At 60.0% G+C, this 25221-nt stretch carries 26 protein-coding genes and 1 tRNA gene; 20 read left to right on the top strand and 7 right to left on the bottom strand.

The genetic code is table 11. The features are described 5' to 3' along the window. Positions 1 to 46: 46 nt before the first annotated feature. Positions 47 to 841, top strand: coding sequence for an SDR family NAD(P)-dependent oxidoreductase (locus tag AAID99_RS05930; protein WP_498494269.1), 795 nt, complete (start codon positions 47 to 49; stop codon positions 839 to 841). 52 nt (positions 842 to 893) lie between these two features. Here the strand turns inward: AAID99_RS05930 and AAID99_RS05925 are convergent, their stop codons facing one another. Beyond that, positions 894 to 1805, bottom strand: a complete 912-nt coding sequence (locus AAID99_RS05925; RefSeq protein WP_188426883.1) for a hypothetical protein — start codon at positions 1803 to 1805, stop codon at positions 894 to 896. 201 nt (positions 1806 to 2006) lie between these two features. On the opposite strand from AAID99_RS05925, the gene AAID99_RS05920 reads away from it, so the two are divergent. Continuing rightward, positions 2007 to 3419 carry a pyridoxal phosphate-dependent decarboxylase family protein gene (locus tag AAID99_RS05920; RefSeq protein WP_498493415.1) on the top strand — a complete coding sequence of 471 codons (1413 nt, stop codon included), beginning with the start codon at positions 2007 to 2009 and terminating at the stop codon, positions 3417 to 3419. Positions 3420 to 3847: 428 nt separating this feature from the next. On the opposite strand, the gene AAID99_RS05915 is transcribed toward AAID99_RS05920, so the two are convergent. The 3 genes from AAID99_RS05915 to AAID99_RS05905 all read right to left on the bottom strand — a co-directional run bounded on the left by AAID99_RS05915 (position 3848) and on the right by AAID99_RS05905 (position 7440). Further along, a complete protein-coding gene (locus tag AAID99_RS05915) occupies positions 3848 to 5710 on the bottom strand; it encodes a cobaltochelatase CobT-related protein (protein WP_498493414.1) in 1863 nt (620 codons plus the stop codon). A 13-nt stretch (positions 5711 to 5723) separates the two neighbouring features. Then, positions 5724 to 6740, bottom strand: a complete 1017-nt coding sequence (locus AAID99_RS05910; protein WP_267310065.1) for an AAA family ATPase — start codon at positions 6738 to 6740, stop codon at positions 5724 to 5726. Between the two features lie 112 nt (positions 6741 to 6852). Continuing rightward, positions 6853 to 7440: a J domain-containing protein gene (locus AAID99_RS05905; RefSeq protein WP_498493412.1), complete on the bottom strand. Its 588-nt coding sequence runs from the start codon at positions 7438 to 7440 to the stop codon at positions 6853 to 6855. Between the two features lie 51 nt (positions 7441 to 7491). On the opposite strand from AAID99_RS05905, the gene AAID99_RS05900 reads away from it, so the two are divergent. Both AAID99_RS05900 and AAID99_RS05895 read left to right on the top strand, forming a co-directional pair. After that, complete coding sequence (locus AAID99_RS05900; RefSeq protein WP_188426878.1) at positions 7492 to 7779, top strand: BolA family protein; 288 nt, start codon at positions 7492 to 7494, stop codon at positions 7777 to 7779. Next, on the top strand, positions 7776 to 8366 hold the full coding sequence (locus AAID99_RS05895; protein ID WP_498493411.1) for a LolA family protein: 591 nt from the start codon (positions 7776 to 7778) through the stop codon (positions 8364 to 8366). The genes AAID99_RS05900 and AAID99_RS05895 overlap by 4 nt, the downstream gene beginning before the upstream one ends. Here the strand turns inward: AAID99_RS05895 and lipB are convergent. After that, positions 8270 to 9034: a lipoyl(octanoyl) transferase LipB gene (gene lipB / locus AAID99_RS05890; protein ID WP_188426876.1), complete on the bottom strand. Its 765-nt coding sequence runs from the start codon at positions 9032 to 9034 to the stop codon at positions 8270 to 8272. The genes AAID99_RS05895 and lipB overlap by 97 nt on opposite strands. A 57-nt stretch (positions 9035 to 9091) precedes the next feature. Here lipB and AAID99_RS05885 point away from each other — a divergent pair. The 9 genes from AAID99_RS05885 to AAID99_RS05845 all read left to right on the top strand — a co-directional run bounded on the left by AAID99_RS05885 (position 9092) and on the right by AAID99_RS05845 (position 15206). Then, positions 9092 to 9177: transfer RNA gene (locus tag AAID99_RS05885), tRNA-Leu, on the top strand. Between the two features lie 278 nt (positions 9178 to 9455). Continuing rightward, positions 9456 to 10331: a UTP--glucose-1-phosphate uridylyltransferase GalU gene (gene galU / locus AAID99_RS05880; RefSeq protein ID WP_498493409.1), complete on the top strand. Its 876-nt coding sequence runs from the start codon at positions 9456 to 9458 to the stop codon at positions 10329 to 10331. Next, on the top strand, positions 10331 to 11761 hold the full coding sequence (locus AAID99_RS05875) for a phosphomannomutase/phosphoglucomutase (RefSeq protein WP_498493408.1): 1431 nt from the start codon (positions 10331 to 10333) through the stop codon (positions 11759 to 11761). Before galU ends, AAID99_RS05875 begins: the two co-directional genes overlap by 1 nt. Then, positions 11758 to 11934, top strand: coding sequence for a DUF3553 domain-containing protein (locus AAID99_RS05870; RefSeq protein ID WP_498493407.1), 177 nt, complete (start codon positions 11758 to 11760; stop codon positions 11932 to 11934). The genes AAID99_RS05875 and AAID99_RS05870 overlap by 4 nt, the downstream gene beginning before the upstream one ends. Positions 11935 to 11950: 16 nt before the next feature. Then, positions 11951 to 12715 (top strand): double zinc ribbon domain-containing protein, encoded by a 765-nt coding sequence (locus AAID99_RS05865; RefSeq protein WP_498493406.1) that lies wholly within the window; start codon positions 11951 to 11953, stop codon positions 12713 to 12715. 23 nt (positions 12716 to 12738) lie between these two features. Further along, the gene (grxC, locus tag AAID99_RS05860) at positions 12739 to 12999 is read left to right on the top strand and encodes a glutaredoxin 3 (RefSeq protein WP_188427092.1); all 261 of its coding nucleotides are present in this window, start codon (positions 12739 to 12741) and stop codon (positions 12997 to 12999) included. Then, positions 12996 to 13421, top strand: coding sequence for a DUF1178 family protein (locus tag AAID99_RS05855; RefSeq protein ID WP_188426872.1), 426 nt, complete (start codon positions 12996 to 12998; stop codon positions 13419 to 13421). The genes grxC and AAID99_RS05855 overlap by 4 nt, the downstream gene beginning before the upstream one ends. A 22-nt stretch (positions 13422 to 13443) precedes the next feature. Then, complete coding sequence (locus AAID99_RS05850; protein ID WP_498493405.1) at positions 13444 to 13908, top strand: DUF2147 domain-containing protein; 465 nt, start codon at positions 13444 to 13446, stop codon at positions 13906 to 13908. Between the two features lie 35 nt (positions 13909 to 13943). After that, complete coding sequence (locus tag AAID99_RS05845) at positions 13944 to 15206, top strand: lactonase family protein (protein ID WP_188426870.1); 1263 nt, start codon at positions 13944 to 13946, stop codon at positions 15204 to 15206. 113 nt (positions 15207 to 15319) lie between these two features. Here AAID99_RS05845 and ubiG read toward each other — a convergent pair whose 3' ends face one another. Continuing rightward, positions 15320 to 16054: a bifunctional 2-polyprenyl-6-hydroxyphenol methylase/3-demethylubiquinol 3-O-methyltransferase UbiG gene (gene ubiG / locus AAID99_RS05840; protein ID WP_498493404.1), complete on the bottom strand. Its 735-nt coding sequence runs from the start codon at positions 16052 to 16054 to the stop codon at positions 15320 to 15322. A gap of 172 nt (positions 16055 to 16226) precedes the next feature. On the opposite strand from ubiG, the gene AAID99_RS05835 reads away from it, so the two are divergent. From AAID99_RS05835 to prfA, 6 genes are all read left to right on the top strand, one after another. After that, entirely contained in the window at positions 16227 to 17474 is a 1248-nt protein-coding gene (locus AAID99_RS05835) for an aspartate kinase (protein ID WP_188426868.1), read from the top strand. A gap of 2 nt (positions 17475 to 17476) precedes the next feature. Next, positions 17477 to 18553 (top strand): NAD(P)H-dependent flavin oxidoreductase, encoded by a 1077-nt coding sequence (locus AAID99_RS05830; RefSeq protein WP_498494268.1) that lies wholly within the window; start codon positions 17477 to 17479, stop codon positions 18551 to 18553. 2 nt (positions 18554 to 18555) lie between these two features. Then, positions 18556 to 19869, top strand: a complete 1314-nt coding sequence (locus AAID99_RS05825) for a helix-turn-helix domain-containing protein (protein WP_498493403.1) — start codon at positions 18556 to 18558, stop codon at positions 19867 to 19869. Between the two features lie 245 nt (positions 19870 to 20114). Then, positions 20115 to 21284: a flavodoxin-dependent (E)-4-hydroxy-3-methylbut-2-enyl-diphosphate synthase gene (ispG, locus tag AAID99_RS05820; protein WP_188426865.1), complete on the top strand. Its 1170-nt coding sequence runs from the start codon at positions 20115 to 20117 to the stop codon at positions 21282 to 21284. Positions 21285 to 21288: 4 nt separating this feature from the next. Beyond that, positions 21289 to 22533 carry a histidine--tRNA ligase gene (gene hisS / locus AAID99_RS05815; protein WP_498493402.1) on the top strand — a complete coding sequence of 415 codons (1245 nt, stop codon included), beginning with the start codon at positions 21289 to 21291 and terminating at the stop codon, positions 22531 to 22533. A gap of 2 nt (positions 22534 to 22535) precedes the next feature. Next, on the top strand, positions 22536 to 23600 hold the full coding sequence (gene prfA / locus AAID99_RS05810) for a peptide chain release factor 1 (protein WP_498493401.1): 1065 nt from the start codon (positions 22536 to 22538) through the stop codon (positions 23598 to 23600). A gap of 35 nt (positions 23601 to 23635) precedes the next feature. Here prfA and AAID99_RS05805 read toward each other — a convergent pair whose 3' ends face one another. Continuing rightward, entirely contained in the window at positions 23636 to 24076 is a 441-nt protein-coding gene (locus tag AAID99_RS05805) for a hypothetical protein (protein WP_188426862.1), read from the bottom strand. Between the two features lie 32 nt (positions 24077 to 24108). On the opposite strand from AAID99_RS05805, the gene prmC reads away from it, so the two are divergent. Next, entirely contained in the window at positions 24109 to 24987 is an 879-nt protein-coding gene (gene prmC / locus AAID99_RS05800) for a peptide chain release factor N(5)-glutamine methyltransferase (protein ID WP_188426861.1), read from the top strand. Positions 24988 to 25221: the final 234 nt, after the last annotated feature.

Raw genomic sequence — 25221 nt, 5'->3', positions numbered from 1 at the left:
CCTCTCCATTTGTTCGATTGATATCGAATGAATGGAGAGACTTATGCTGACACTCGATCTTTCAGGCCAGGAGGCTCTTGTCACCGGCTCGACCGGCGGGATCGGTCTGGCGATTGCCGAGCGTCTGGCTCAGGCGGGCGCCCATGTAATCGTCAACGGGCGCGGTGAAGAGCGGACGCGTTCTGCAATCGAGGCTGTACGCAAAAAGCTGCCCAAGGCGCAGGTGACAGGCTTTGCAGGGGATGTGGCGCAGCCTGAGATCATCGCGAAGCTGCAGGACACCCATCCCGAACTGGATATCCTGGTCAATAATCTCGGCATTTTTGAAGAGACGCCCTTTGCCGAGATTTCCGACGAGGACTGGCAGCGTTTTTTCGACATCAACGTGATGAGTGGTGTTCGTCTGTCGCGTGCCTATCTGCCGGGCATGGTGGAAAGGAAGCGCGGGCGTATCGTCTTCATCTCAAGTGAGTCAGGACTGAATATTCCGGCCGAGATGATCCATTACGGATTCAGCAAAGCCGCACAGATCGCGATTGCGCGCGGTCTTGCCGAGAGCGTGGCCGGTAGCGGCGTGACGGTAAACAGCGTGCTCCCGGGGCCGACCCGCACCGAGGGCGTGATGACGATGATACAGAAAGCGGCGGAAAAGACAGGCCGAACATCAGAGGAAACCGAGGCAAGCTTCCTGAAAGATAATCGCCCGACGTCGTTGCTGCAAAGGCTGGAAGAGCCGGAAGAGGTGGCAAATATGGTTGCTTATGTCTGTTCACCGCTCGCCTCGGCCACGTCAGGCGCGGCCTTGCGCGTTGAGGGTGGCCTGCTTCGTCATCCGGGCTGAGCGGCGCGGTCGATCAGGGACGGGGCGTATCATGACGCCCCGTCTGGTCGGGTTAGTTGACGGGAATGGGGATCGAATTGACCTTGAGAATGCCCCCATCGAGAGTCAGATCCCAAAGCACCTGATTGCCGTTGCGATGGCCCATGAACTGCGCGACCGACAGGGCAGTCGTAACCCCGGTCGGCACGACAGGGCGGATGGTGGCGAGCAGATCGTTCAGATCCGTGATGGCGATGTGAAGCGCGCCGGTGCTGGTGGCGGCATTGCGGCCAGGCGTGACCCAGCCCGAACCATCCAGTCGCCCTTTCGCCCAGAGGGCCTCAAGCGATGAAATGGTGATCCTGCCCGTGGGCGTACTCGTGTTCTCGAGCATCTGCTCCGGTATGGTCAGTGTGGTGTTGACGTTGCCGGGCAGAGCCGAGCCGCCAGGCGCCGAAAGTCCCGATGAAGAGACAACGATGTCGATGCCGCCGGATGTCTGACTGGCGCGCATCGTGACGGTGATCTGTTCGGCTGAATAATGCGTGCTGCCATCTGACAGGGCGACCTTGTTCCAGATCATCTCCGCCACTGCGCCCTGATGCAGGGACTCACGAAGAGTGCGCAGGGCCGGACGGCCGTCGACGCCACGGCAGCTTGCGGGCGAGGCGTTATGGACGAGCTTCAGAAGCCCCAGGGACACGAGGCTGTTGGCATCACGCAGATTGGGAAGGGTCAGATGCCCCTGTCGGTCTCTCACCGTAACCTGCTGCACATGAACCTTCGTTTCCGCCCCGGTGAGCTGGGCGGCATAGCCCGTCATGGTGAGAGAGGCCGAGCCCATCGTGCGTGAGGCCGAATCGGCGCTCATACAGGCGGCGGGAACGGCATCGGCCCTGGCGGAATGGGGCAGGGCACCCAGGGCGAGTAGCGTCAGGATGGAAGCGGTTGCGTATTTCATGGGCATCACGATGGGGCTGTTCATCAGAGCAGACAACCGGAATTTTGCGGCAGGAGTGCGGCACCTTGTCTCATGCTGATCAAGGCCCCCCGATGACTCAGGTACCGCCCATGATGGGAGCCTAGCTGCTCATACCCCCTTGATGAGGCAGGATCGGGACTCGATAAGAGGAATACGGTCACCGACCGACTGGCGGGATGCGGTGTGATGCGAGGAGTGCAAGCGATGAGTGGACTGGACCCCGAAGATTTCGCACCGCTGAGGGCGCTTGCCCATCGCATGCTCGATGATGTCTTTGATCGTGCCGAGCGCATGGGTGAGGGGCCGGTCTGGCAAGCCATGCCTGAAGACGCGCGCCAGGCATTCAGGCAGGATCTGCCGCAGCAGGGCCAGACGGCAGAGGCGCTTTACGGGCAATTTCTGGAGCAGATACGCCCCTATTCCAATGGTAACCCACATCCGGGGTTCATGGGGTGGGTGCAGGGCGCCGGAACCCCTGTCGGCATTCTGGCTGAACTGCTCGCTGCCAGCCTGAACGATAATTGCGGCGGGCGCGACCACGCGGCGATCGAGGTAGAGCGTCAGGTGATCCGCTGGGCGTCAGAGATGGTTGGAATGCCCGCAGACTCATCTGGCTGTCTTGTCACCGGGTCTTCCCTGGCGAATTTCATCGGCATTATCACGGCGAGCCGTGCGGTCGATCCGTCCATGCGCCAACATGGCGTGTCAGGGCGCAGGCTTGTGGGCTATGCGGCTGAAACGGCCCATGGCTGCGTCAGCCGTGCGTTCGATCTGGCCGGGCTCGGCAGCGATGCCCTGCGTCTCATCCCGGTGGACGAGCTCTATCGCATGGACGATCAGGCTCTTGCGGCACGTATTCGCGAAGATCGTGCGGCCGGGTTTCATCCGTTTATCATCATCGGTACGGCGGGCAGTGTCGATTGCGGTGCGGTCGATCCGCTGGAGGCTCTGGCCGATATCGCCCAGGCAGAGAAATGCTGGTTTCATGTCGACGGTGCGTTTGGGGCTTTTGCCAGGCTATCGCCCGAACACGCGATCATGCTCGATGGCATTGAAAGAGCCGATAGTCTCGCACTCGATTTTCATAAATGGGGGCAGGTGCCCTATGATGCCGGTTGCGTGCTTGTGCGTGACCGGGCAGCTCACGCGCAGGCTTTTGCCCAGTCATTGAGCTATCTGACGCGCGCTGATCGCGGGCTCGCGGGTAACGCGCCCTGGCCCTGTGATTTCGGGCCTGATCTGTCACGAGGGTTCCGCGCGCTCAAGGTCTGGATGACGCTCGCCCATTACGGGGCATCCCGCATGGGCGAGATGGTGGCAGAATGCTGCGACGTCGCCCGCTATCTGGCCGAGCGCGTCGAAGGTGACGAGCGCTATCTGCTCATGGCGCCTGTTGTCCTCAATATCGTCTGTTTCACGCTCGTTGATTTCGGGGACGAAGCCATCGATGAACTGGTAAAAGATCTGCATGAGAGCGGTGTTGCGGCCCCTTCGACAACGCGTATCGAAGGACGGCTGGTGATCCGTGCGGCGATTGTGAACCATCGCACGACACGCGCGACGATCGACGCCATGCTCGAACAAATCGCCCTGCTCGGGGAAAAATACGCGCAGTAGAGGAGATGAGGTGACGGGCGGTTGCATGGCCACACGCCGCCCTTGTCGACAAAGCCCCGGCGTACTGAGGGGGCCTTTGCCCTGCGTGTGACGCTGCGGAGATGAAGATTTATTCCCGTCCAGGAAAGCCGGAGGTGTCTGACGCTGGTCCCGGCTTATTGGGGAGGGCGTTTACATCTCTCGGCCTAACCGCCTTGTGGTGATACGTCCTCGACAGATTGCCAAAAAGGGCAACGGTGAGACGGTGTGGGCGGCGGCCACGGGAAAGCTTCAAACCGGAAGCCTTCAGAGGAGCGTATGCGCCCAGACTTCAGCCTTCTCTGTAGACCGCCGGGACAGCGGTTCTTGCGCGCAATGAACCTGCGTCAGGACCTTGTATTCGCCCCGCGCCGTCGAGCCGACACGCCCGCCCGGAAAGCAGATAGCCTTTATCGGGCGACGAAAAGGTCCGAGAGTTGTTTGATCATCGTACCACCAAGTTCTTCGGCGTTACTGAGCGTGACCGAATTGCGATAATAGCGCGTCACGTCATGGCCGATACCGATGGCCAGAAGCTCGGTCTCGGGTGATGATTCGATGCGGGCGATGACCGAACGCAGATGATCTTCGAGATAGGAACTCGGATTGGTCGAGAACGTGCTGTCATCGACCGGCGCCCCATCGGAAATGACCATCAGGATACGGCGATGTTCCGGCCTGCGACGCAGGCGCTTCCATGCCCAGAGCAGAGCTTCGCCGTCGATGTTTTCCTTGAGCAGCCCTTCGCGCAGCATGAGGCCAAGGTTGTTGCGGGCGCGACGCAGGGGCGTATCCGCATCCTTGTAGATGATATGACGCAGATCGTTCAGTCGGCCCGGATCTGGCGGGCGCCCGGCGGCTACCCAGCGTTCGCGGCTCTGACCGCCTTTCCAGGCGCGCGTGGTAAAGCCGAGCACCTCGGTTTTGACGCCACAGCGTTCGAGTGTGCGGGCCAGAATATCGCCACACATGGCGGCCACCGAAATGGGGCGCCCGCGCATCGAGCCGGAATTGTCGATCAGCAGGGTCACGACCGTGTCGCGAAATTCTGCCTGACGCTCGGTCTTGTAGGAAAGAGAGAGAGTCGGGTTGGCAACGACGCGGGCCAGACGGGCGGCGTCGAGAATGCCTTCCTCCTGATCGAACGCCCAGGAGCGCTGCTGCTGCGCCATGAGCTTTCGCTGCAGGCGGTGCGCGAGGCGTGAGACCACCCCCTGCAGACTGCTCAGTTGCTGATCGAGCTGCTGGCGCAGTCGAGCAAGTTCGTCCGGGTCGCAGAGTTCGGCAGCATCGGCCTCTTCGTCGAAAGCCGTGGTGAAGATCTTGTAGGCTGGCGGGGCGCTGCTCGCTTCGCTCTCCTTGCCCTCATCATCTTCAAGCGTTCCCGCGGGCTGCTCGGCGCCCTCGTCCTGCAAGTCCGAATCGCTCGCCTCGCGACTGTCGGGCTGCTCGGTGGGCTCGGGCTGAAAGCCGTGTGTGTCGCTGTCGTCCTGATCCTGTGGCGAGGGCTCGTCATCAGGCTGGTCAGACTCTGTCTGGCTGTCGTCGTCCTGATCCGGGTCGTCCGCCTGACTCTCGTCATTGGGCTCTCGCTCTTCGGTCAGATCGAAAGCCTTGAACAATCCCGAACACGCTTCTGCGAAGCGCTGCTGATCCATCTGTGACGACGCAAGCTTCTTCAGGGCGCGTTCAGCGTCAGGTGAGAGTGTCTCACGCCAGGCTTTCAGGGCAGGGCCAGCCTGCGACGGCGAGGTCTCGCCGGACAGGGCCTCTCGCACCAGAAGCGGCAGCGCCACAGTGGCGGGCATGTCATCGCGCGTGGCCATGCGACCATAGCCGCTGTCATGGCAGTCCAGCGCGAGTTTTTCACGCAGATTGGCCTGAACACCGGCCATGTGTCGCGCGCCGAAAACCTCGCAACGCACCTGCTCCAGCGTATCGTAGAGCGGCCGGGTTTCAGGGGTGTCGCTGTTCTGGGGCAGTGGCGCGAGGGTATCGTCATGATGCCTGAGCCGCAGGGCCGCGGCGTCGGCTGCGCCGCGCACGCGCTGGATTTCCTGTGGGGTGAGCGCACGTGACACATAAGGGAGTTGAATACCCTTGGCCTGCTTGGCTGTGGCCGAAGCAGCAAAGCTGATCTCGGTCTCGGCCTCGCCCGAAATGGCGCGCAGGGCCGCGGTCGTTGCACGACGAAACGCGTCCGTGCGTTCACTGCCGGGCAGGGCGAGATCGGTTGCCGAACGGTCTGGCGTCTTTGGCTTGGGGGAAGCCATGGGTCTGTCCCCTTCAGCCATTCAACGGAGACTGGTTGAAACAGCGCTGATAATATTCAGCCACGATCCCGCGCTCGGCTTCGTCGCATTTATTGAGGAAGGTTAGGCGGAATGCAAAAGCCAGATCGCCGAAGATACGCTCGTTTTCCGCCCAGGTGATGACAGCGCGCGGTGACATGACGGTCGAGATGTCTCCCGCCATGAAGCCTGCGCGAGTCAGGTTGGCCAGCGCGACCATGCTTTCAAGACGTTTGGTGATGGCAGGCTCGTTGCCCAGAGCCAGCTTGGCGCGGACTATGCCGACTTCCTGATCCAGCGGCAGATAATTGAGCGAGGCAACGATGTTCCAACGGTCCATCTGGCCCTGATTGATCTGCTGCGTGCCATGATAGAGCCCGGTCGTATCGCCGAGGCCGACCGTGTTAGCCGTGGCGAAAAGGCGGAAGCCGGAATGAGGACGGATCACGCGATTCTGGTCGAGAAGCGTCAGATGGCCTTCTGCCTCGAGCACGCGCTGGATCACGAACATGACGTCGGGGCGACCGGCATCGTATTCGTCGAAAATCAGCGCGACGGGGTGCTGCAGACACCAGGGCAGCAGGCCTTCACGGAATTCCGTAATCTGCTTGCCGTCACGCAGGACGATGGCATCCTTGCCGATCAGATCGATGCGCGAGATATGGCTGTCGAGGTTGATTCGCACGGTCGGCCAGTTGAGGCGCGCAGCAATCTGCTCGATATGCGACGACTTGCCGGTGCCATGAAAGCCCTGCACCATGACGCGACGATTATTCGCAAAGCCAGCCAGAATGGCGCGGGTGGTGTCGCAGTCGAACTGATAGCTCGGGTCGATATCGGGCACATGCTCGGTGCGGATCGAGAAGGCCGGCACCTCCATGTCACAATCGATGCCAAAGACGTCACGGGCGCTGACGATCCGATCGGGCGCGCCAAGGACATGGGTTGGGACCGCGTTCTGTTCTGCGGTGACAACCGTTTCTGGTGCGTCGATGGAGGCGAGATCGCTCATGGGTTCAATCCGTCTTTCACTCTGTCTGGCGACAGTTTGTCTTGTCAGGTTCTCGGCAAGGATATGGTCATGTTTCCCCCGATGGCCAGAGGGAAACGCGCAATAAACCGGGTCAAAGACCGACCAGATGCGCGCGAATCGCACTATAGGCGACACTGACGACCTTGAAACGGTCTTCAGCAGCAGGATCTCCTGCATTGGTATCGGGGTGATGCTTGCGGGCCAGTTCCTTGTAGCGCAGCTTGAGCGCGTCGACCGTTACCGGCCAGTCGAGGGCGAGTGCGCGCAGGTGTTCACGCAGGGCGGGCGGGGCCGCGTCGCGGGCCTTCTGGTGGCGCTGTTTTGCTGCCTGTGCCCGTTTGGCTCGCGTGGATGAAAGGATGTCGAGCGGGTCGAGAACCTCTTCCTCATCGAAATGCTGCCCGCCGCGTGTGCCAAGTTTCCATGAAGGGCGCTGCCACGAAATATCGGCACGGAGCTGGGATTCGATCTGGCCGGGCGTCATGCCTTTATAGAAATCCCAGCGTGCATTGTATTGACGGACATGCTCCAGGCAGAACCAGAAATACTGCCTCAATTGCGTGCGGTCCTTGGGCGCACGATATCCCGCATGCTCCGTGCAGCCGGGCATGTCGCAACAGCGCTCCGGTGCATCGGGATCAGGGTCGAAGGCCCTGTGTTTGGTAGATTTGCGCTGCATGATCGGGTTTATGTGCGTTGTAAGAGACGCCGATGCAAGAAGGGAGTGCTCATGAGTGACCTCAAGGAACGCGCAGCGCGCATGAAGGCTGCGCTCGATGTCGCGTTGCAGCCTGTAGAGATGACAATACGAGACGACAGCAAGCGTCATGCACATCATGCGGGGCGCAACGGGATCGAGGGTGACGAGACCCACTTCACCATGACCATTGTCAGCGAGCGCTTCGGCGGCATGAATCGGGTGGCGCGGCACAGGCTGGTCAATGAGTTGCTCAAGCCGGAATTTGAAACCGGGCTTCACGCGCTCTCGCTCAAGCTTTCCGCACCGGCTGAGCTATGAAAGCCGTAACGCGTCTTCTCTCGGCTCTGGCGCTCTCAGGGGCATTGGCAGGTTGCGCCGTGAACGGCATGGAAGGGCTGTCGGCCACGCAGCAGCGTGAGGCGCATCGCGTCGAGGCGGCACTCAATCGTCCTGCAACGCTTGAAGGGTATTTCGTTCAGGTCGGTCCCGGGCGGAATGACGGGGCAGGACATTTCTCCTATCGCCCCGGCGCGCTCGCTCTGGATTATGTATCGCCACACGCCATGACGCTCCGTGCTTCCGGTGCGCATCTCGTGATCGACGATTCACAGACCGGGTCTGTGACCAAAATCAGTCTGGCGCGCAATCCGCTGGGCCTGCTTCTGCATGTGCCGGTGCGTTTTGCCGGTGCGATCCGTGTGACGGATATCCGGACCAGTGCGGGTGCAGCGCAGATTTCGCTCGCAGAGGCGAATAACCCGTCACAGGGTCTGCTGACCCTGCAACTGATCGAGAACGAGGGAAGGCTTCAGCTTTCCACGCTCGACGGCGTCGATGCGCGTGGCAACCGAATCGTATTGTCGCTTTCTGATGTCACGGAAACGGGTGTGGCACCGAAGAACTGAGGCCATGTGGCAAGGAGCGCTTCATCCAGATCTTCCATTGTGAGGTCCGGATCGAAGCGCTTCACGCTCGTGACCCCATATTCCCTAATGCCGCAGGGGATGATTCCATCGAAATCGCTCAAAAGCGGATCGAAATTGATCGAGATTCCGTGCCAGGACACCCAACGGCTTACTCTTATGCCGATAGCGGCGATCTTTGTTTCCAGTCCTGAGAGGGGGTCATCGACCCATACGCCGATTCGTCCGCATTCGGTGCGCCCCTTGATTCCAAGCCGGGCAAGGCTCGTAACCACCCATCTCTCCAGGCTCTGCACGAAGGCACGCAGATCGCGCGCCGGTGTCGGGCCGTGGTCACGCTGCAGATCAAGCATGACATAAACGATTCGCTGACCGGGCCCATGATAGGTCCATTGCCCGCCGCGCCCGGCATCATAGGTGGGTAGACCGTCCGGGTTGATCAGATCGGCCGGTTTTGCCGAGGTGCCTGCCGTGTAGAGACGCGGGTGCTCCAGAAACCACAGGATTTCCCCTGTCTCGCCAGTTCTTATGGCTGCGGCACGTTGCTGCATCGCCTCAAACGCAAGTTCATAGGGAATCAGCTCTTTTTCCCTTTTCCAGGATATTTTGTCGAAAATTGCCTTTTCGGCGATTGCCTGCTCATCAGTCATCGGCTATAGCCCCCTTCACACGAGCGGTATCGCCCAGAGCGGGCCGCTTGTCACGATGCGGTCGTGGCGGAATGGTAGACGCGCAAGCTTGAGGTGCTTGTGGGGGCAACCCCGTGGAAGTTCGAGTCTTCTCGACCGCACCATGAACTGGAAGCACCCCCTTCGGGGGGTGCCAGTCCACCGGAAATCTCTCAAAAAATCTAATGCAAGCGGAATGAACTTTCATTAACCTATTGGCTTTCTATCGCCATGGTGTTTGTGAAATTTTGTGTTCCTGCCATCACTTTGCCGAAGTTCTGGCCTCAGATACTGGATGTGAGACAATCATCGTGTAATCTGGGGCACAATCTTCGGGTATAGTTCTGGTCAAGATGCCCAAGATTGCGCTGCATACTCTACAGAGATCCAAAGGTCGGAAAACGTGATCAAGCCGCTCAGAAAAGCTGTACTCCCCGTCGCTGGCATGGGGACGCGCTTTCTCCCTGCCACCAAGGCCATGCCGAAAGAGATGCTGCCGGTCGTTGACCGCCCTCTGATCCAGTATGCCGTTGATGAAGCACGCAAGGCTGGTATCGATCAGTTCTGCCTGATTACCGGTCGCGGCAAGGACAGCCTGATCGACTATTTCGACGTCGCATTCGAGCTCGAAACAACCCTCAAGGAGCGCGGCAAGAATTCCTTGCTTGAAACGCTGCAGCCCAGCTCCATCGAGGCAGGCTCGCTCGCGGCCGTTCGTCAGCAGGAACCGCTCGGTCTCGGTCATGCTATCTGGTGTGCCCGCTCGTTTATCGGTGACGATCCGTTTGCCATTCTTCTGCCGGACGACATCGTGCAGGGCGAGAAGGGCTGCGTCGCACAGCTGGTCGAAGTATATAACCAGACGGGCGGTAACGTCGTTGCTGTTTCCGAAGTGCCTAAGGAGCACACCAACCGCTACGGCATTCTTGATGTAGGCAAGGATGACGGCAAGCTGGTTGAGGTCAAGGGGCTGGTTGAAAAGCCGAACCCTGAAGACGCCCCTTCCAATCTCTCCATCATCGGTCGCTATGTGCTGCTGCCCGAGATCATGACCTATCTTTCCAAGCTGGAGCGTGGCGCAGGTGGTGAAGTGCAGCTGACAGATGCGATGGCCAAGATGATCGGCCACGCGCCGTTCCACGGTCTGCGTTATGACGGCATCCGTTATGATTGCGGCGACAAGGCCGGTTATCTGGAAGCACAGATCGCCTTCGCACTCGAGCGCCCGGACCTGCGCGACGCCATGCGCGGGTTCATCAAGAAATACGCCGATGCCTGATGGACACTCTGCTTCGTCATGAGTTCCATCCTTCCATCCTGCGGGAATATGATATTCGCGGGTTGGTTGATAAGACGCTTTTCGAGAACGACGCTCAGGCTCTGGGCGTCGTTTTTGCGTCAGTGCTGCGCAAGCGGGGTCTTGATTATGTTCTCGTCGGGCATGACGGTCGTGACAGCTCGCCCCGTCTGGAGCAGGCCTTGGTTGCTGGGCTCGTAACAGGTGGAATGAATGTAAGGCGCCTCGGTTGCTGCGCCACGCCAGAGCTTTATCACGCGTCCTTTCGCGAGCAGGCGTCAGGCGCGATCATGGTGACGGGAAGCCATAACCCGATAGGGTATAATGGCTTCAAGATCCTGCTCGATAATCAGCCTTTCTTCGGCGCCTCCCTTCAGGAAATTGCGCAGAGCCTGCGCGAGGGTGTGCAGGCTGGCCGTCAGATCGGTCAAGCGAGCGATTATTCTGCTGATGGGCGCTATGAGGCAGCCTTGGCGGAAGGTCTGCGTCAGCATGGGCGTCAACTACGTGTCGTCTGGGATAACAGCCATTCCTCGGCGGCTCATGCGCTGGGGCGGCTTCTGAAACAGCTCCCCGGCGAGCATATCGTGCTGAACGGGACCGTGGATGGACTGTTTCCTGCGCATCATCCTGACCCGACAATGCTCGAGAACATGGTGCAGCTGCAGCTTGCCGTGCAGGAAAATTCTGCCGATCTTGGCGTCGCCTTTGATGGCGATGCGGATCGAGTTGGTGCCGTCGATGAAGAGGGTGCCCTCATTCCGGCAGACCGGTTGAGCCTGCTTTTCGCTCAGGCCATTCTCAAGGAACGGCCTGGTGCGATGATACTGGGTGACGTAAAAATGTCGCAGGTGTTTTTCGATGGCGTCGAATCTGCCGGCGGGCGTGTTGGGATGTGTCCGAGCGGTCATTCCGAGGTCAAGGCAGCCATGCGCGAATCAGGCGCGGCTTTTGCCGGGGAAATGTCGGGGCATTTCTTTTTTGCCGATCGCTGGCCGGGCTTCGATGATGGGCTTTATGCCGCTATGCGATTGATCGATCTTCTGGCCGGGCAGGAAAAATCACTCTCGGCACTCTGCGGGGCTCTGCCCCGTCTTGTGTCGACGCCAGAGATTCGTTTCGATTGTGAGGATGATCTCAAGTTCGGGATAGTCGACAGGATCATCGCTCGCTGTCGTGCGGAAGGCGATGACATCGTGCTGACAGATGGCATGCGTGTGAAGGCGGCTGGCGGATGGTGGCTGTTGAGGGCCTCCAACACCCAGCCTGCGCTCGTCGCTCGTATCGAAGGCGTCGATCAAGAGGCCTGCCATGATATGATCACCCGTCTCTCGGCCCTGCTCCGAGACGAGAATGTCGCCTTGCCGTCGATTGAAGGTTTCAACCCTGGTCGTGACGAGGCCCGTTCATGAGACCGGAAATCGCTTTCTATGAGCCGGGCCAGTTTGTGACGCATCCCGACTGTCCTGACTGGGGCGTAGGGCAGATCCAGAGTGTGACAGGCCACCGTGTGACGATCAATTTCGAGAACAGGGGCAAGGTCCTTATCAACGCCCAGATGATCGACCTGATTGTTATTGAGTGAGACGAGGGCAAGAAAGGTGAGGGGGCTGCGTGCTCTAGGCAGGGCAGGGCTCGATCTGTTTTTTCCCCCTATTTGCCTTTCCTGCGGTGGCGAAACAACTCAATCAGGACTGGTCTGTCTCGACTGCTTCCAGCATCTGCATCCGGTGGTTCTCTCATGTCGACATTGCGCCCTGCCGGTGGCGTCGGAGGCTTACCTCAACATAAGCGGCCATTGTGCAAAATGCGCCCCTCCCTCCGGCTGTTGGGACGAGGCGCAGGCGGCGTGGCTGTATGAGGGTACGGCGCGTCGCCTGATCCTGCACTTCAAATACGGCGATCGGCTGGAAAGTGCCTCATTCCTCGCGCAAGGTATGATGGCCTCGGCCGGTCGTATGCTGGCACATGCAGATTATCTTGTTCCTGTACCGCTGCACCGGCATCGTTTCTGGCATCGTCGCTATAATCAGGCTGTGCTTCTGGCGCGACATATTGCGCGCTTGCAGCCTGGCCTGCGTGTTCTACCCGACGCCCTGATCCGCCATCGCGCGACGCAGAATCTTGCCAGCCTGTTTCACGATCAGCGCGCGCAGATGCTGGAAAATGCCTTCAGCGTTGCGGCGTCGAAGCGTGATCTTCTTGTCGGCCGACATATCGTTCTGATCGACGATATCTTGACCACGGGGGCGACCGCCTCCATTTGCGCTAGGCATCTCCGACAGGCGGGGGCCAAGCGTGTGGATCTTCTGGTGGCAGCGCGTACTGTCAAGCTGGCAGATGACTCCGACAGGCTTCACGCTTAATGGCAGTAAGGATTGAGTTCACCGTGCAGAAAATCGAGATCTACACCCAGCCGGGTTGCCCCTATTGCGTACGCGCCGTGCAGATTCTGGCGTCCAAAAACGTTGCTTTTGAAGAGATCAACGCACCGCATGGCACTCCCGAACGTCAGGACGCGATCCGTCGCTCGGGAGGCGGGCGTACCGTCCCGCAGATCTTTGTCGACGAGCAGGCGCTTGGCGGCTGCACAGACCTGATGCAGCTCGATGCCAGCGGTCAGCTTGATACGATTCTTGGCAAGAAATGATTTGTTATAGACTGCATTGCACAGTCGGGCATGAGTTCGAGGGCTGGTTTCCCGATGCGGATTCCTTTGACACGCAGAAAGCGCGCGGTCTTGTGGTTTGCCCGCAATGCGGTGTCAGTACTGTCGAGAAAAGCCTTATGGCGCCAGCCCTGGCGCGCTCTGCCAAAGCCCCCTCGATCGAGCCAGCTGATCAGGTCCTGATGGCGCTGCGAGCGATCAGGAAAGAGGTTGAATCGCACTGTGACAATGTGGGCGACCGATTTGCCGAAGAAGCGTTGAAGCGTCATGATGCGCGCGACGACGGGGAGCGCCGGTCCGAGCGTGGCATCTATGGCACGATGAGCGACTCCGAAAGGGAAAGGCTCGAAGATGAAGGCGTCGATTTTACCCCGATTCCCTGGATCGACCGCTCGGAGTCGTGAAGGGCAAACGACGGGGCGTGGCGTGCTTGCAAGTGCCGCCCATCTGATACGGCTCGTGCCGCTTCTTGCCCTTCTGGGGGTGTCGCAGGCGATGGCCCAGACCGCAGGTAATCCGCCCGCACCCGAAGAGGGACTCTGGCTCGCACAGGATCACGATGGTGTGTTTCAGATCGGTCATTGCGGCGATACGCTCTGCGGGCGCCTGATCGGTATGCTTTATGACGGTCCCGTTCCTAAGGATGTGTGGGGGCGTTCACAATGTGGGCTGGTCATGCTGACCGATTTCCGATTAAGCAAGGACGAAAACGTGTGGCGGGGGCATATTCTCGACCCGGAAACAGGACGTACCTATGACGCCCGTATCCATGCCGAGTCTGCCGAGGTGCTGAAGCTGCGCGGTTTCATTCTGGGAATTCCCCTTTTCGGCAAGACGCAGACCTGGACCCGTTATCACGGCACGATCGGGCCTGAGTGCAAATTGCCCTGAACCGGAACGCCACCCGAGGAGCTTGAGATTAGACAATGAAGACGATCCTTTCCCGCCGCAGCTTCGCGTTGGGTACCCTTGGCCTGCTGGGATGCGCCACGGCGCACGCGCAGGATGCCACCGACAAGACACCGGCCGTGCCGCCACCGCCGCCCAAGCCGGTATCCAAGACGATCTGTTTCGTCGGGGGCTATACCAAGCATGCTCCTCCGGGTGGTGCCGGTAACGGCGAAGGGATCGCCGTATTCGAGATGGATCGTGAAACCGGCGTTCTGACGCCTGTAACGACCTTTACCGATATCGCCAGCCCGTCCTTCATCACGCTCTCGCATGACAAGCGCTTTCTTTACGCGCTGAGCGAGATTGACGATTTCAACAAGGATGGTGACGGCTCTGTCACGGCCTTCGCCGTTGATCGCAAGACAGGCTCGCTCAAGAAGCTGAACACCGTCAGCTCCGGCGGTGCGGTGCCAGCCCATCTGAGCGTGCATCATTCGGGTCGTTACGTGCTAGTCGCCAATTATATGGGCGGTTCTGTCGGCGTGCTGCCGATCCGTCCCGACGGCTCGCTCGGCCCCGCAACGGATGTGGTGCATAACACCGGGCCGCGTCAGCCTGAGCGTGCCGCCGATAACCCTCAGGGAAATTTCGCTGTTTCCGATCACTCCGGGTCGCACCCGCATATGATCCAGAGCGACCCGAGCGGCAAGTTTGTCATCGCTGATGATGCCGGGCTCGACCGTGTCTATGTCTGGACGCTGAACCTGCAGACGGGCAAGCTCGTGCCAGCCAAGGTGCCCTATTACGACATGACGCCTGGCAGTGCGCCGCGTCACTTCCAGTTCAATCGCTCGGGCAAGCTGATGTACAATCTCTGCGAGCAGGACTCGAAGATCGTTGTCAGCGCCTTTGATCCGCAGACCGGTGCCATCAATAATCTTCAATCGGTCAGCACGGTTACCTCGCATTTCCGTGGAAGCACCTTGGCGGCAGAAATCCTGATTTCTGCCGATGACCGCTTTGTCTATGCCTCCAACCGCCTTGGTGATTCGCTTGCCGTGTTCAAGGTTGGTGAAGATGGTACCCTTACCCTGCAGGACGAAGCATGGATGCATGCCGATTATGGCCGCGCCATGATGTTCGACCCCTCGGGTAATTTCCTGTTCTGCGCCAATCAGCGCAGCGATGCCGTGACGTCGTTCCGCATCGACAAGGCGAGCGGCCAGCTCGGCTTTACCGAAAACTTTACCCCTGTCGGCAGCCCGACGACTTTCGCGTTCATGGATACGGAAGTCTGAGGAAATACGTTGGGGAGGAGCGGGCTTACCCGTTCCTCCTCAACCGCGACCGTTACGAATTGAGGGTCGCGCAGGAGGCGATTTTTTCGCCTCCTCCCTGAGCGGCAACGCTTTTAGTCGCGCACGAACATCGTGATGTAGTTGATGCTTGTGTCGCGTGTGATGCGCCAATGCATCGGGCGGTAACTCATTCCGGCGACATCGATCATTCGCAGCCCGACAGCGCGCCCCATGCGGTGCAGCTCTTCAGGCTTGATGAATTTCTTCCAGTCATGCGTGCCTACCGGCAGAAGCCGCGCAATATACTCGGCACCGATCTTGGCCACGGCCAGGGAACGCAGGGTGCGATTGAGGGTGGAGACCGCAATCAGTCCGCCGGGTCGGGTAAGCGAACGCAGCAGCGCCAGAAACTCCTGGGGGTCGTTCACGTGTTCGATCACTTCGAGTGCCGAGATCACGTCAAAGCCCTGTCCTTCGCGCACCAGCTCTTCTGCGCTGCCCTTGCGGTAAGTGAGGCTGCCCGAGTTTTCCGGCAGCGGGTTCGCGGCGAGATGCGCCTCGGCAGCCCGGATTCCCTCTGGTGATGCATCGAGCCCCAGAACATCATGGCCCATACGCGCAAAAGCCTCGCTGGCCAGACCGGCGCCGCAGCCAATGTCGAGCAGAGACAGTGTGCCGCCACGCAGGCCTTCCAGACGCCTGAGATGGCCATTTACCCACTCGGTGCGCATGGGGTTCATGTCATGCAGGGGCTTCATCGGCCCTTTGGGGTCCCACCAGGTCGCAGCCAGTTGGTCGAAATGGGCGATCTCGCGATCGGAGACGGAAGAAGCGGCGTGATCTGGCATTGTGGTTCCAAAAAGACAGAAATGAGTCCGTTTTACCAGAGTATCTGGACGGCGCGATCCGGACTTAGTATGTGACCGGCCTTTCCTTGCGCAACATCGCAGGCTGGAAAATCCGATCCCGGCGCTCTGTGATTGACCGCTTTCTGCTACGTACGGAGCCAGGTGCACCATTATGACGTCATCAGACCAGCGCCCAACCCGGATCGTCATGAAGTTCGGTGGAACCTCTGTGGCCGATCTGGACCGCATTCGTGCCGTCGCCGAGCGCGTGCGTATTGAGCGCGACAAGGGGCATCAGGTTGCCGTGGTGGTGTCGGCCATGGCCGGTGTCACCAATCAGATGGTGGGCTACGTTCAGGCGCTCGACCCCATGGCCGATGCCCGCGAATATGATGCCGTGGTGGCAAGTGGCGAGCAGGTGACGAGTGGCCTTACGGCGATTGCACTTCAGACGCTTGGTGTGCCGTCACGCTCGTGGCAGGGCTGGCAAATCCCTTTCCGTACGGATGACGCCCATGGCAAGGCGCGCATCGGCGATGTCGAAGGCGCGGCGCTGATTGCCTGCATGGAGCGTGGTGAGGTGCCGGTCATCGCAGGTTTTCAGGGCGTGGCGCCGGGTGAGCGCATCAGCACACTCGGTCGCGGCGGCTCGGATACGTCTGCTGTGGCCGTGGCGGCTGCCATCAAGGCGGATCGGTGCGACATTTATACCGATGTCGATGGCATCTATACGACCGACCCGCGTATCGTGAAAAAGGCAAAGAAGCTGGATCGCATCACCTTCGAGGAGATGCTTGAGCTGGCTTCGGTCGGGGCCAAGGTACTCCAGACCCGTTCGGTTGGGCTGGCGATGAAAGAAAAAGTGCGCGTACGCGTGTTGTCGAGTTTTGAGCCCGAGACGGAACTCTCCGGGTCGCTGGTGGTGGATGAGGACGAGATGATGGAAAAGGAACTGGTCACGGGGATCGCCTATTCCCTGGACGAGGCAAAGATCTCGGTGAGCCGTATCCCGGACCGTCCGGGCATCGCTGCCGCCATTTTCAGCCCGCTCACCGCAGCGCGCGTCAATGTGGACATGATCGTCCAGAGCGTTGGCTCTGACGGCTCGACCAACATGACCTTCACCGTGCCGAAGGGCGATCAGGCCCGCGCGCTCGCCGCGCTCGAAGCGGCACGCGGTGATATTCAGTATGGCGAGATCCATACGGCCAATGATGTGGTGAAGATCAGCGTTGTGGGCATTGGCATGCGCTCGCATTCGGGTATGGCCAGCACGATGTTCCAGACGCTCGCCGAGCGCGGCATCAATGTTCAGGTCATTTCGACCAGCGAAATCAAGATCTCCGTCCTGATCGATGCTGAATATATGGAACTCGCCATGCGCGCCCTGCACACGGCCTATGGGCTGGATGGTGAATGACCATGACAATCGCTGATCAGACCCGTCAGAAAGCCCGCGAAACGCTTGATCGTCTCTGGGCGCCCGGTTGCGCCTTCCTTGGAACGCCGACAGCCATTCTTGGCGGCGCCATGTCCTGGGTGAGTGAGCGCAACCTCGTATCGGCCATCTCCAATGCGGGTGGATTTGGTGTGATCGCCTGTGGCGCGATGATGCCCGATCGTCTTGCCGAGGAAATTGCAGCAACGCAGGCGCTGACGGACAAGCCGTTTGGCGTGAACCTCATCACCATGCATCCTGAACTGGACCGTCTGGTTGATGTCTGCCTCGAGCACAAGGTCGGCCATATCGTTCTGGCGGGTGGGGTACCGAGCGGTGCGACCATCAAGCAGGTGCGTGACGGTGGCGCCCGTGCCATCGGTTTTGCCCCGGCCCTTGCCCTCGGCAAGCGTCTGGTCAAACAGGGTATTGAAGCCCTTGTGATCGAAGGGTCGGAAGCCGGTGGTCATGTTGGCCCGGTCTCGCTCAATGTTCTGGCGCAGGAAATCCTGCCGCATATCCACAACGTGCCGGTATTTGTTGCCGGTGGTCTGGCGCGCGGTGATGCGGTTCTGGGGTATCTGGAGCAGGGCGCTGCTGGCGCACAGCTCGGCACAGTTTTTGCGGCCAGCACGGAAAGCATCGCCCATGAAGCCTTCAAGAAGGCTTTTGTGCGCGCTGCCGCTCGTGATGCGGTCACCTCTAACCAGATCGATGAGCGTTTTCCGGTCATCCCCGTGCGTGGTCTCAACAATGCGGGAACGCGTCGTTTTATGGCCCATCAGGCGGCAACACTTGCGCGCTTTACCTCGGGTGAACTGAGCAAGGAAGACGCCCAGCTCGAGATCGAGCATTTCTGGGCCGGTGCGCTGCGTCGCGCCGTGATCGAGGGCGACGTCGAGGAAGGCTCGGTGATGGCAGGGCAGTCTGTCGGCATGGTAAAGTCTGTTCGCCCTGTTGCGGAAATCCTGCATGACCTAGTCGAGCAGGCTGTCGATGCACTGGTTGCAAGAGAGGCGCGTACCGGGCATCTTCACACTTCTGAGATCGCAATCGGGTAATCATGCCAGAGAAGACGACAGACCGTATTCCGGGATGGCAGGGTGGAAGCACCGACGGCGCGCGCGGCCTTGGGGCCGATCTGCGTGCCAGACGCGAAGAGCTTGGCTGGACCTTGCCCGATGTGGCGAACTGGCTGCGCATTCGCGAGAGCTACCTCATCGCCCTTGAAGAAGGGAATACGTCTGTCTTTCCAGGCAGTGCCTATGCGCTTGGCTTTCTGCGCAGCTATGCTTCGGCCCTCGGCATGGACCCCGATCAGGCTGTGTCGCGATTCAGGCAGGACACACGCGGCGCGCTTGATCGCAAACCCGATCTGAGCTTTCCCGAACCTGTTTCCGAGCGTGGTGTTCCTGTCGGGCTCTGGGTCGGGGCGGGGCTCGCCGTTCTGGTTGGTACCTATATCGGCTATTACCATTTCTTCGGCGCCGATCCGGCGCCGACCCATCAGATGCCGCCTGTCGCCGAAATCATGCCTGGCGTCACCCAGCACGGCACGCCTTCGCCGCAGATTGCTGCCGTCATGCCCGATCGGGGTCTGGCGCCATCACCGCAGACGACACCGGCTGAGGTATCTGCTGCAGGTGTAGCTTCCCAAACGGCAGGCCCTGCTCAGTCTCCCTCCGTTCAAAGCCAGAACACACCGTCGACGCCGGGTAACAATAATCCGGTAACCAGCACGCCTACGCCGCAGACAGGACAGGCGGAGCAGTCTCCTCCATTGCCTTCCGCATTCACAGCGCAGCCAGGGGCAACCCAACCGTCACAGGCTGGAACTGCCCAGCCTGCAGGAACGCAGCCCGTTATTTCCGAGACGGTGCCCGCCAGCGCGGCTGCTCCCGCAGCGCCTGCGAACATGATCGTGCTGCATGCCGGGGCTGATGCCTGGGTCTCGATCAGGGACAAGGCTGGGGCGACCGTTTTCAGTCGTGTGCTGAAATCAGGTGAAACCTGGCAGGGGCCGGAAGATGCCGGACCGTATCGCATGACACTCGGCAATGCCGGTGGTCTGACGCTGAGCGCAGGTGATGTGACGACATCGGCGCTTGGGCGTGTTGGCGCCGTGCGTCGTGGGCTCGTTGTTACTGCGGAGGCGATCCGCAACGGACAACTCGGTCAGGACAATGCGGTGAGCACGCCGGTTGCGCCAGCTGCTTCGAGTACTGCCTCTGCAACCGGTGATGCCCCGTCGGGTCAGAATGTAACGCCAGTCTTGAAAAAGGCACCGGTGACACCAAGAACTACAGCAGTGACACATGAGTCGGAAACCGACCGTCTGAACGCGCGGCAACTGGAACAAACAGCGCAGCCACGCTAAAGCCTTGTCCCTATCGGAGCCTGCCTCCGACAGGTAATGCAGGCATGAGAAATAACTACAGACCCTGAACACCAGCTTCGACAGGTGTGAGAGGGTCAAGATGAGACGGGCAGGGCGCTCCCCAAAGGGGTGCACTGGCCAGCATGACACAGACATTGGGTGAGTGACACGGGACTGGGGTTCCGGTGCTTTCCCCGGAGAACAGGGCGGGACCCGCGCTGTCTTTCCGTTACGGAGACGAGATTATGAGCGGATATCGCCCTTACCAGTATATCGAACGTCGCAAGTCCCGTCAGATTCATGTTGGCAAGGTGGCAGTCGGCGGGGATGCGCCGATCTCGGTCCAGACCATGACCAACACCCTGACGTCCGATGCCAAGGCAACAATCGAGCAGATCCGCCTGTCGGAAATCGCCGGTGTGGATATCGTGCGCGTTTCCTGCCCAGATGAGGAAAGCACCGCCGCTCTCGCCGAAATCGTGCGCGAAGTGAATGTGCCGATCGTTGCCGACATTCATTTCCATTACAAGCGCGCCATTGAGGCGGCGAAGGCCGGGGCAGCCTGTCTGCGTATCAATCCGGGCAATATTGGCAGCGCCGAGCGTGTGCGTGAAGTTGTCAACGCTGCGCGCGATTATGGTTGCTCGATCCGTATCGGTGTGAATGCAGGTTCGCTTGAGAAGCATCTGCTCGAAAAATACGGTGAGCCCAACCCTGATGCGCTGGTAGAGAGCGCGCTCGAACACGCCAAGATCCTGCAGGATCACGATTTCCATGAATTCAAGATCAGCGTTAAGGCGTCTGATGTGTTCATGGCGGTTGCGGCCTATCAACAGCTTGCCGAAGTGTGCGACCATCCCCTGCATATCGGTATCACCGAGGCCGGATCGAAGCGCGCAGGTACCGTGAAGTCGTCGATCGGTCTGGGCAATCTGCTCTGGGCCGGTGTGGGTGACACCATGCGTGTGTCGCTCTCTGCGCCTCCGGAAGAGGAAGTGCTTGTCGGCTGGGATATTCTTAAATCCCTCGGCCTGCGTCATCGCGGTGTGAAGATCATTTCGTGCCCGTCCTGTGCGCGACAGGGCTTCAACGTGGTGGAGACGGTGCAGACGCTCGAAGATCGTCTGCAGCACATCAAGACGCCTCTCACTCTGTCGATCATTGGCTGTGTCGTGAATGGCCCCGGTGAGGCGTTGATGACCGATCTCGGTGTCACCGGCGGTGGCGCCGGTCGTCACATGGTTTATTCGGCAGGCAAGCAGGACCATCGCTTGAACGAGGGCCAGGACATGATCGAACACATCGTCGATCTCGTCGAAGAGCGCGTCGCGAAGATCGAAGCCGAGAAGGCCGAACTGGCCGAGCAGGAAGCCGCCCAGCAGGCTGAGGCCGCTCTCGCATCGGCAGGTGTCTGAGTAGATGAGCCAGCTTCAACCGGTTCGTGGCACGCATGACCTGATTGGCGACACGGCCCGTCGCCATGCTCATGTTGTCGAAACGGCGCGTGAGATCACGCGCCGCTACGGCTATGAGGAATGGTCGACTCCGATTTTCGAGGATACCCGTGTCTTCTCGCGCACGCTCGGCGATACTTCCGATGTCGTGACGAAGGAGATGTATACTTTCGAGGATCGTGGCGGCGACAGCCTGACCCTGCGCCCCGAGGGTACCGCGGCGATCTGCCGTGCTTTCGTGACGAACGGCCTGACCCAGGCCCTGCCTCAGCGCGTTTTCTATCAGGGACCGATGTTCCGCTATGAGCGTCCGCAGAAAGGGCGCTTCCGCCAGTTCCATCAGATCGGCGCCGAACTTCTTGGGGCGACCGATGCGCTGATGGATGCCGAAACCATCGCTATGGCTCATGCCATTCTCAAGGCGTTGGGTCTTGGTGATGCGGTAAAGCTGGAAATCAACACGCTGGGCGATCTTGAGAGCCGTCAGGCCTGGCGCGAGGCGCTCGTCGCCTATTTCAAGGCGCATGAAAGCGCGCTTTCTGATGAAAGCCGCGCCCGACTTGAAGCCAATCCCCTGCGTATCCTCGACAGCAAATCGCCGCAGGACCGGGCATTGCTCGAGGAGGCTCCGAAATTCGGCGCCTATCTGAACGAGTTCTCCCGCAATTTCTGGGATGACCTGCGCCGCAAGCTTGATCTGTTCGGTGTGAGCTTTGTTGAGAACCCGCATATCGTGCGCGGTCTCGACTATTACAGCCACACCGCCTTCGAGTTCGTGACCGATCGCCTTGGCGCACAGGGCACGGTTCTGGCTGGTGGCCGCTATGAAGGCCTTGTGGCCCAGATGGGTGGCCCGGCAACCCCTGCTATCGGCTGGGCTGGTGGTATCGAACGTCTGGCCCTGCTGATTGACAGCGCTCCCGAACAGGCTCGGTCAATTGCCGTTCTGCCCACGGGTGACTCCACCTTGCCCGCTTCGGTCACCGCCGTTCAGGCGCTGCGTCAGGCCGGTTTCGCCGCCGAGCTGGAAACACGTTCTTCGCTCAAGAAGCGTATGGAGCGCGTGGTCAAATCGGGCGCCGCCCATATGGTTCTGGTGGGCGAAGACGAGCTGGCACGGGGCGCCGTGACGGTGCGCGATCTGGGCAGGCGTGAGCAGGTTGAAATCGCACTCGCTTCTCTGGCGGATCATTTCCTGAAAGCTGTCTGATCGTGGCTCTTGACGACAGGCTGGAGCGTATTGTCGCCCGGTCGGATGAATTGCAGGCGCTGATGTCCAGCGGCGAGATCCAGGGCGACGACTTCGTCAGGGCGTCGCGCGAGTTTGCCGAACTGGAGCCTGTCGTCTCTTCCATTCTGGCCTATCGTCGCGCCGACGCTGCACGCAGTGACGCTCTGGCCCTGCTCGATGACCCCGAGATGCGTGAACTGGCCCAGGGCGAAATCGACGCACTCGAGGGGCAGCTCGAAGGATTGCACCAGCAGGTCCGTCTGGCGCTTCTGCCGCGTGACGAAGCCGATGAGCGCAGCGCCATTCTTGAAATCCGCCCCGCTGCGGGTGGTGATGAGGCCGCGCTTTTCGCTGCAGAGCTGTTCGGCGCCTATAAGCGCTTCTCTGATCTGCATGGCTGGCGTTTCGAGATCATGGAGTATGACGAGAGCGACCTGTCGGGGCTTCGCGAGGGTGTCGCGACGATTTCGGGTCGGTCGGTCTTCGCCCACCTGAAATACGAATCGGGGGTCCATCGCGTACAGCGTGTTCCTGCAACCGAAAGCCAGGGGCGTATCCATACCTCAACTGTTACCGTAGCCGTTCTTCCCGAAGCGGAAGAAGTGGATGTGGCGATCGATGAGGGGGATCTGCGCATCGATGTTTACCGTGCCTCGGGCGCGGGCGGGCAGCATGTGAACAAGACCGAAAGCGCTGTGCGTGTCACCCATATGCCGAGTGGCGTTGTGGTGGCGATGCAGGAAGAAAAAAGCCAGCACAAGAACAAGGCCAAGGCGATGAAGATCCTGCGGGCGCGTCTCTATGAGAGGCAGCGCGCCGAGGCTCACGCAAGCCGCGCCGCAGATCGCAAATCACAGGTTGGCACGGGTGATCGCTCTGAACGTATCCGCACCTATAATTTCCCACAGGGGCGGGTGACGGATCACCGAATCAACCTGACCCTGCACAAGATTGATCGCGTGATGCTTGGGGAATTTGACGAGATTGTCGATGCGCTGGCTCAGGAAGAGCAGACAGCGCTACTTGCAGCCGAGGGGCTGAGCTGAACCAGTCCTCCCCCGGTTTCGGGTCGTTCTCTGGCTCAGCTCACCGGAGAGGCGCAGATCTCCGCGTGGCCCGGATGATGTCTGGCGACATTGGGGTCGGACGGATCGCGCAGGAAGAAGTCGGTAAAGCCTTCATCGCCAAGCGCGACCAGATGGTGCCCTTCGGGATGGCTCAGCGTGCCCTCGCTGCTGACCTGGTGCGTCTCGGAGCGCCCTTCGGCGTTGATAACCGTAATCTGGCCGCAGAGCGCATAGCTGTGATTGACGCGCCCAAGCGGGATTTCGATTTTTTTCGTCAGGCTGGGTGTCTTGTCATCAAGACGAAACGTCGCGGCAAGTGTCCCATCAATATAGAGCCGCGATATTTCAGACACCTCGATGGGAGCGCGGTCGTCCGTTACAGTGAAGCTTTCGGCAAGGGCGATACCCGGGCTGATGCCGCTCACGGCAGCGAGCAGGAAGAAAATCTTTCTCATTCCTGTTTTATAAGACGTTTCAGGAGAAAAGAGTGAGCGGTAATCGACGCGCCCTCAGGGATGTGCTGATTGAGACGGCAGCGTCTCTGGAAAAGGCAGGCATAGAGGCCCCGCGAATGGAGGCACGCCGACTTGTCTGCTGGGCGATCGGGTGTGAGGCGTCAGGGTTGCTGTCGCTCGACACACTACCAGGAGAGGCAGCGCCAAGGCTCGAAGCGGGGCTTGCGCAACGCTGCACGCGTCGACCACTGGCGCTGATTGAGGGCGAGACCGGGTTCTGGACCCTGACATTATCGGTCTCATCGGACACGCTCATTCCGCGCGGTGATAGTGAGGCCCTGATCGAAGCCTTACTGAACCTGCGACCGGACAAAACGCGAATTCGCTCTATTCTCGATCTTGGCACTGGAACGGGCTGTCTGCTTCTGGCCGCGTTGAGCGAATACGCTCAGGCTTATGGTGTCGGTGTCGATCTTTCTCCTGATGCCGCGGCTCTTGCCCATGCCAATGCAAAACGTAACGCGCTGGCCAGCCGCGCCGGTTTTCTTGCCGGCAACTGGTTTTCAGCGCTTAGCGGGCAATACGATGTGATCATCAGTAACCCGCCTTATATCCGTTCGGGCGATCTTGCAGGGCTGATGCCCGAGGTGCGCGACCATGAGCCAGCGCGTGCACTCATCGCCGGAGAAGACGGGCTCGATGCCTATAGGCTGATCATTGCTCAGGCCGTGGCCCATCTCGCTCCGAAGGGGGTGCTGATTTTCGAGATAGGGCAGGGGCAGGAGGCGGATGTCATCGCGCTGGCAGGAAGTGCAGGCTTCGTGCTCGTTGAGGCAAAGGCTGATCTCGGCGGGATCATCAGAGCGTTATGTTTTGAGCGTTCTTTCGTTCCGTCGCAGTCTGACGCATGAAAACCATTGGCAGAATGGCGTAAGCTTGCTATTTTCCGAAGAACGGCTTGCTCGGGTCGCGGTGACGTTCACCGACACGGCAAGGCGTTTTCCGCCCCTCGCAATGATCTTGATGATTGAGCTGAGCGGATTACTGGCCTGATCTCGTAATCCGGCCGTCATGAGACAAACCAAGGGTCATTCATTCCCTGCAATCGCTTGGATCCTTCTGGTGACGGATCGGGATTGCGAATA

It is taken from the genome of Asaia sp. Ae19-3, from assembly GCF_059801175.1.
The sequence above is the reverse complement of the archived record's forward strand: the minus strand, read 5'-3'. Positions and strand labels throughout refer to the sequence as shown.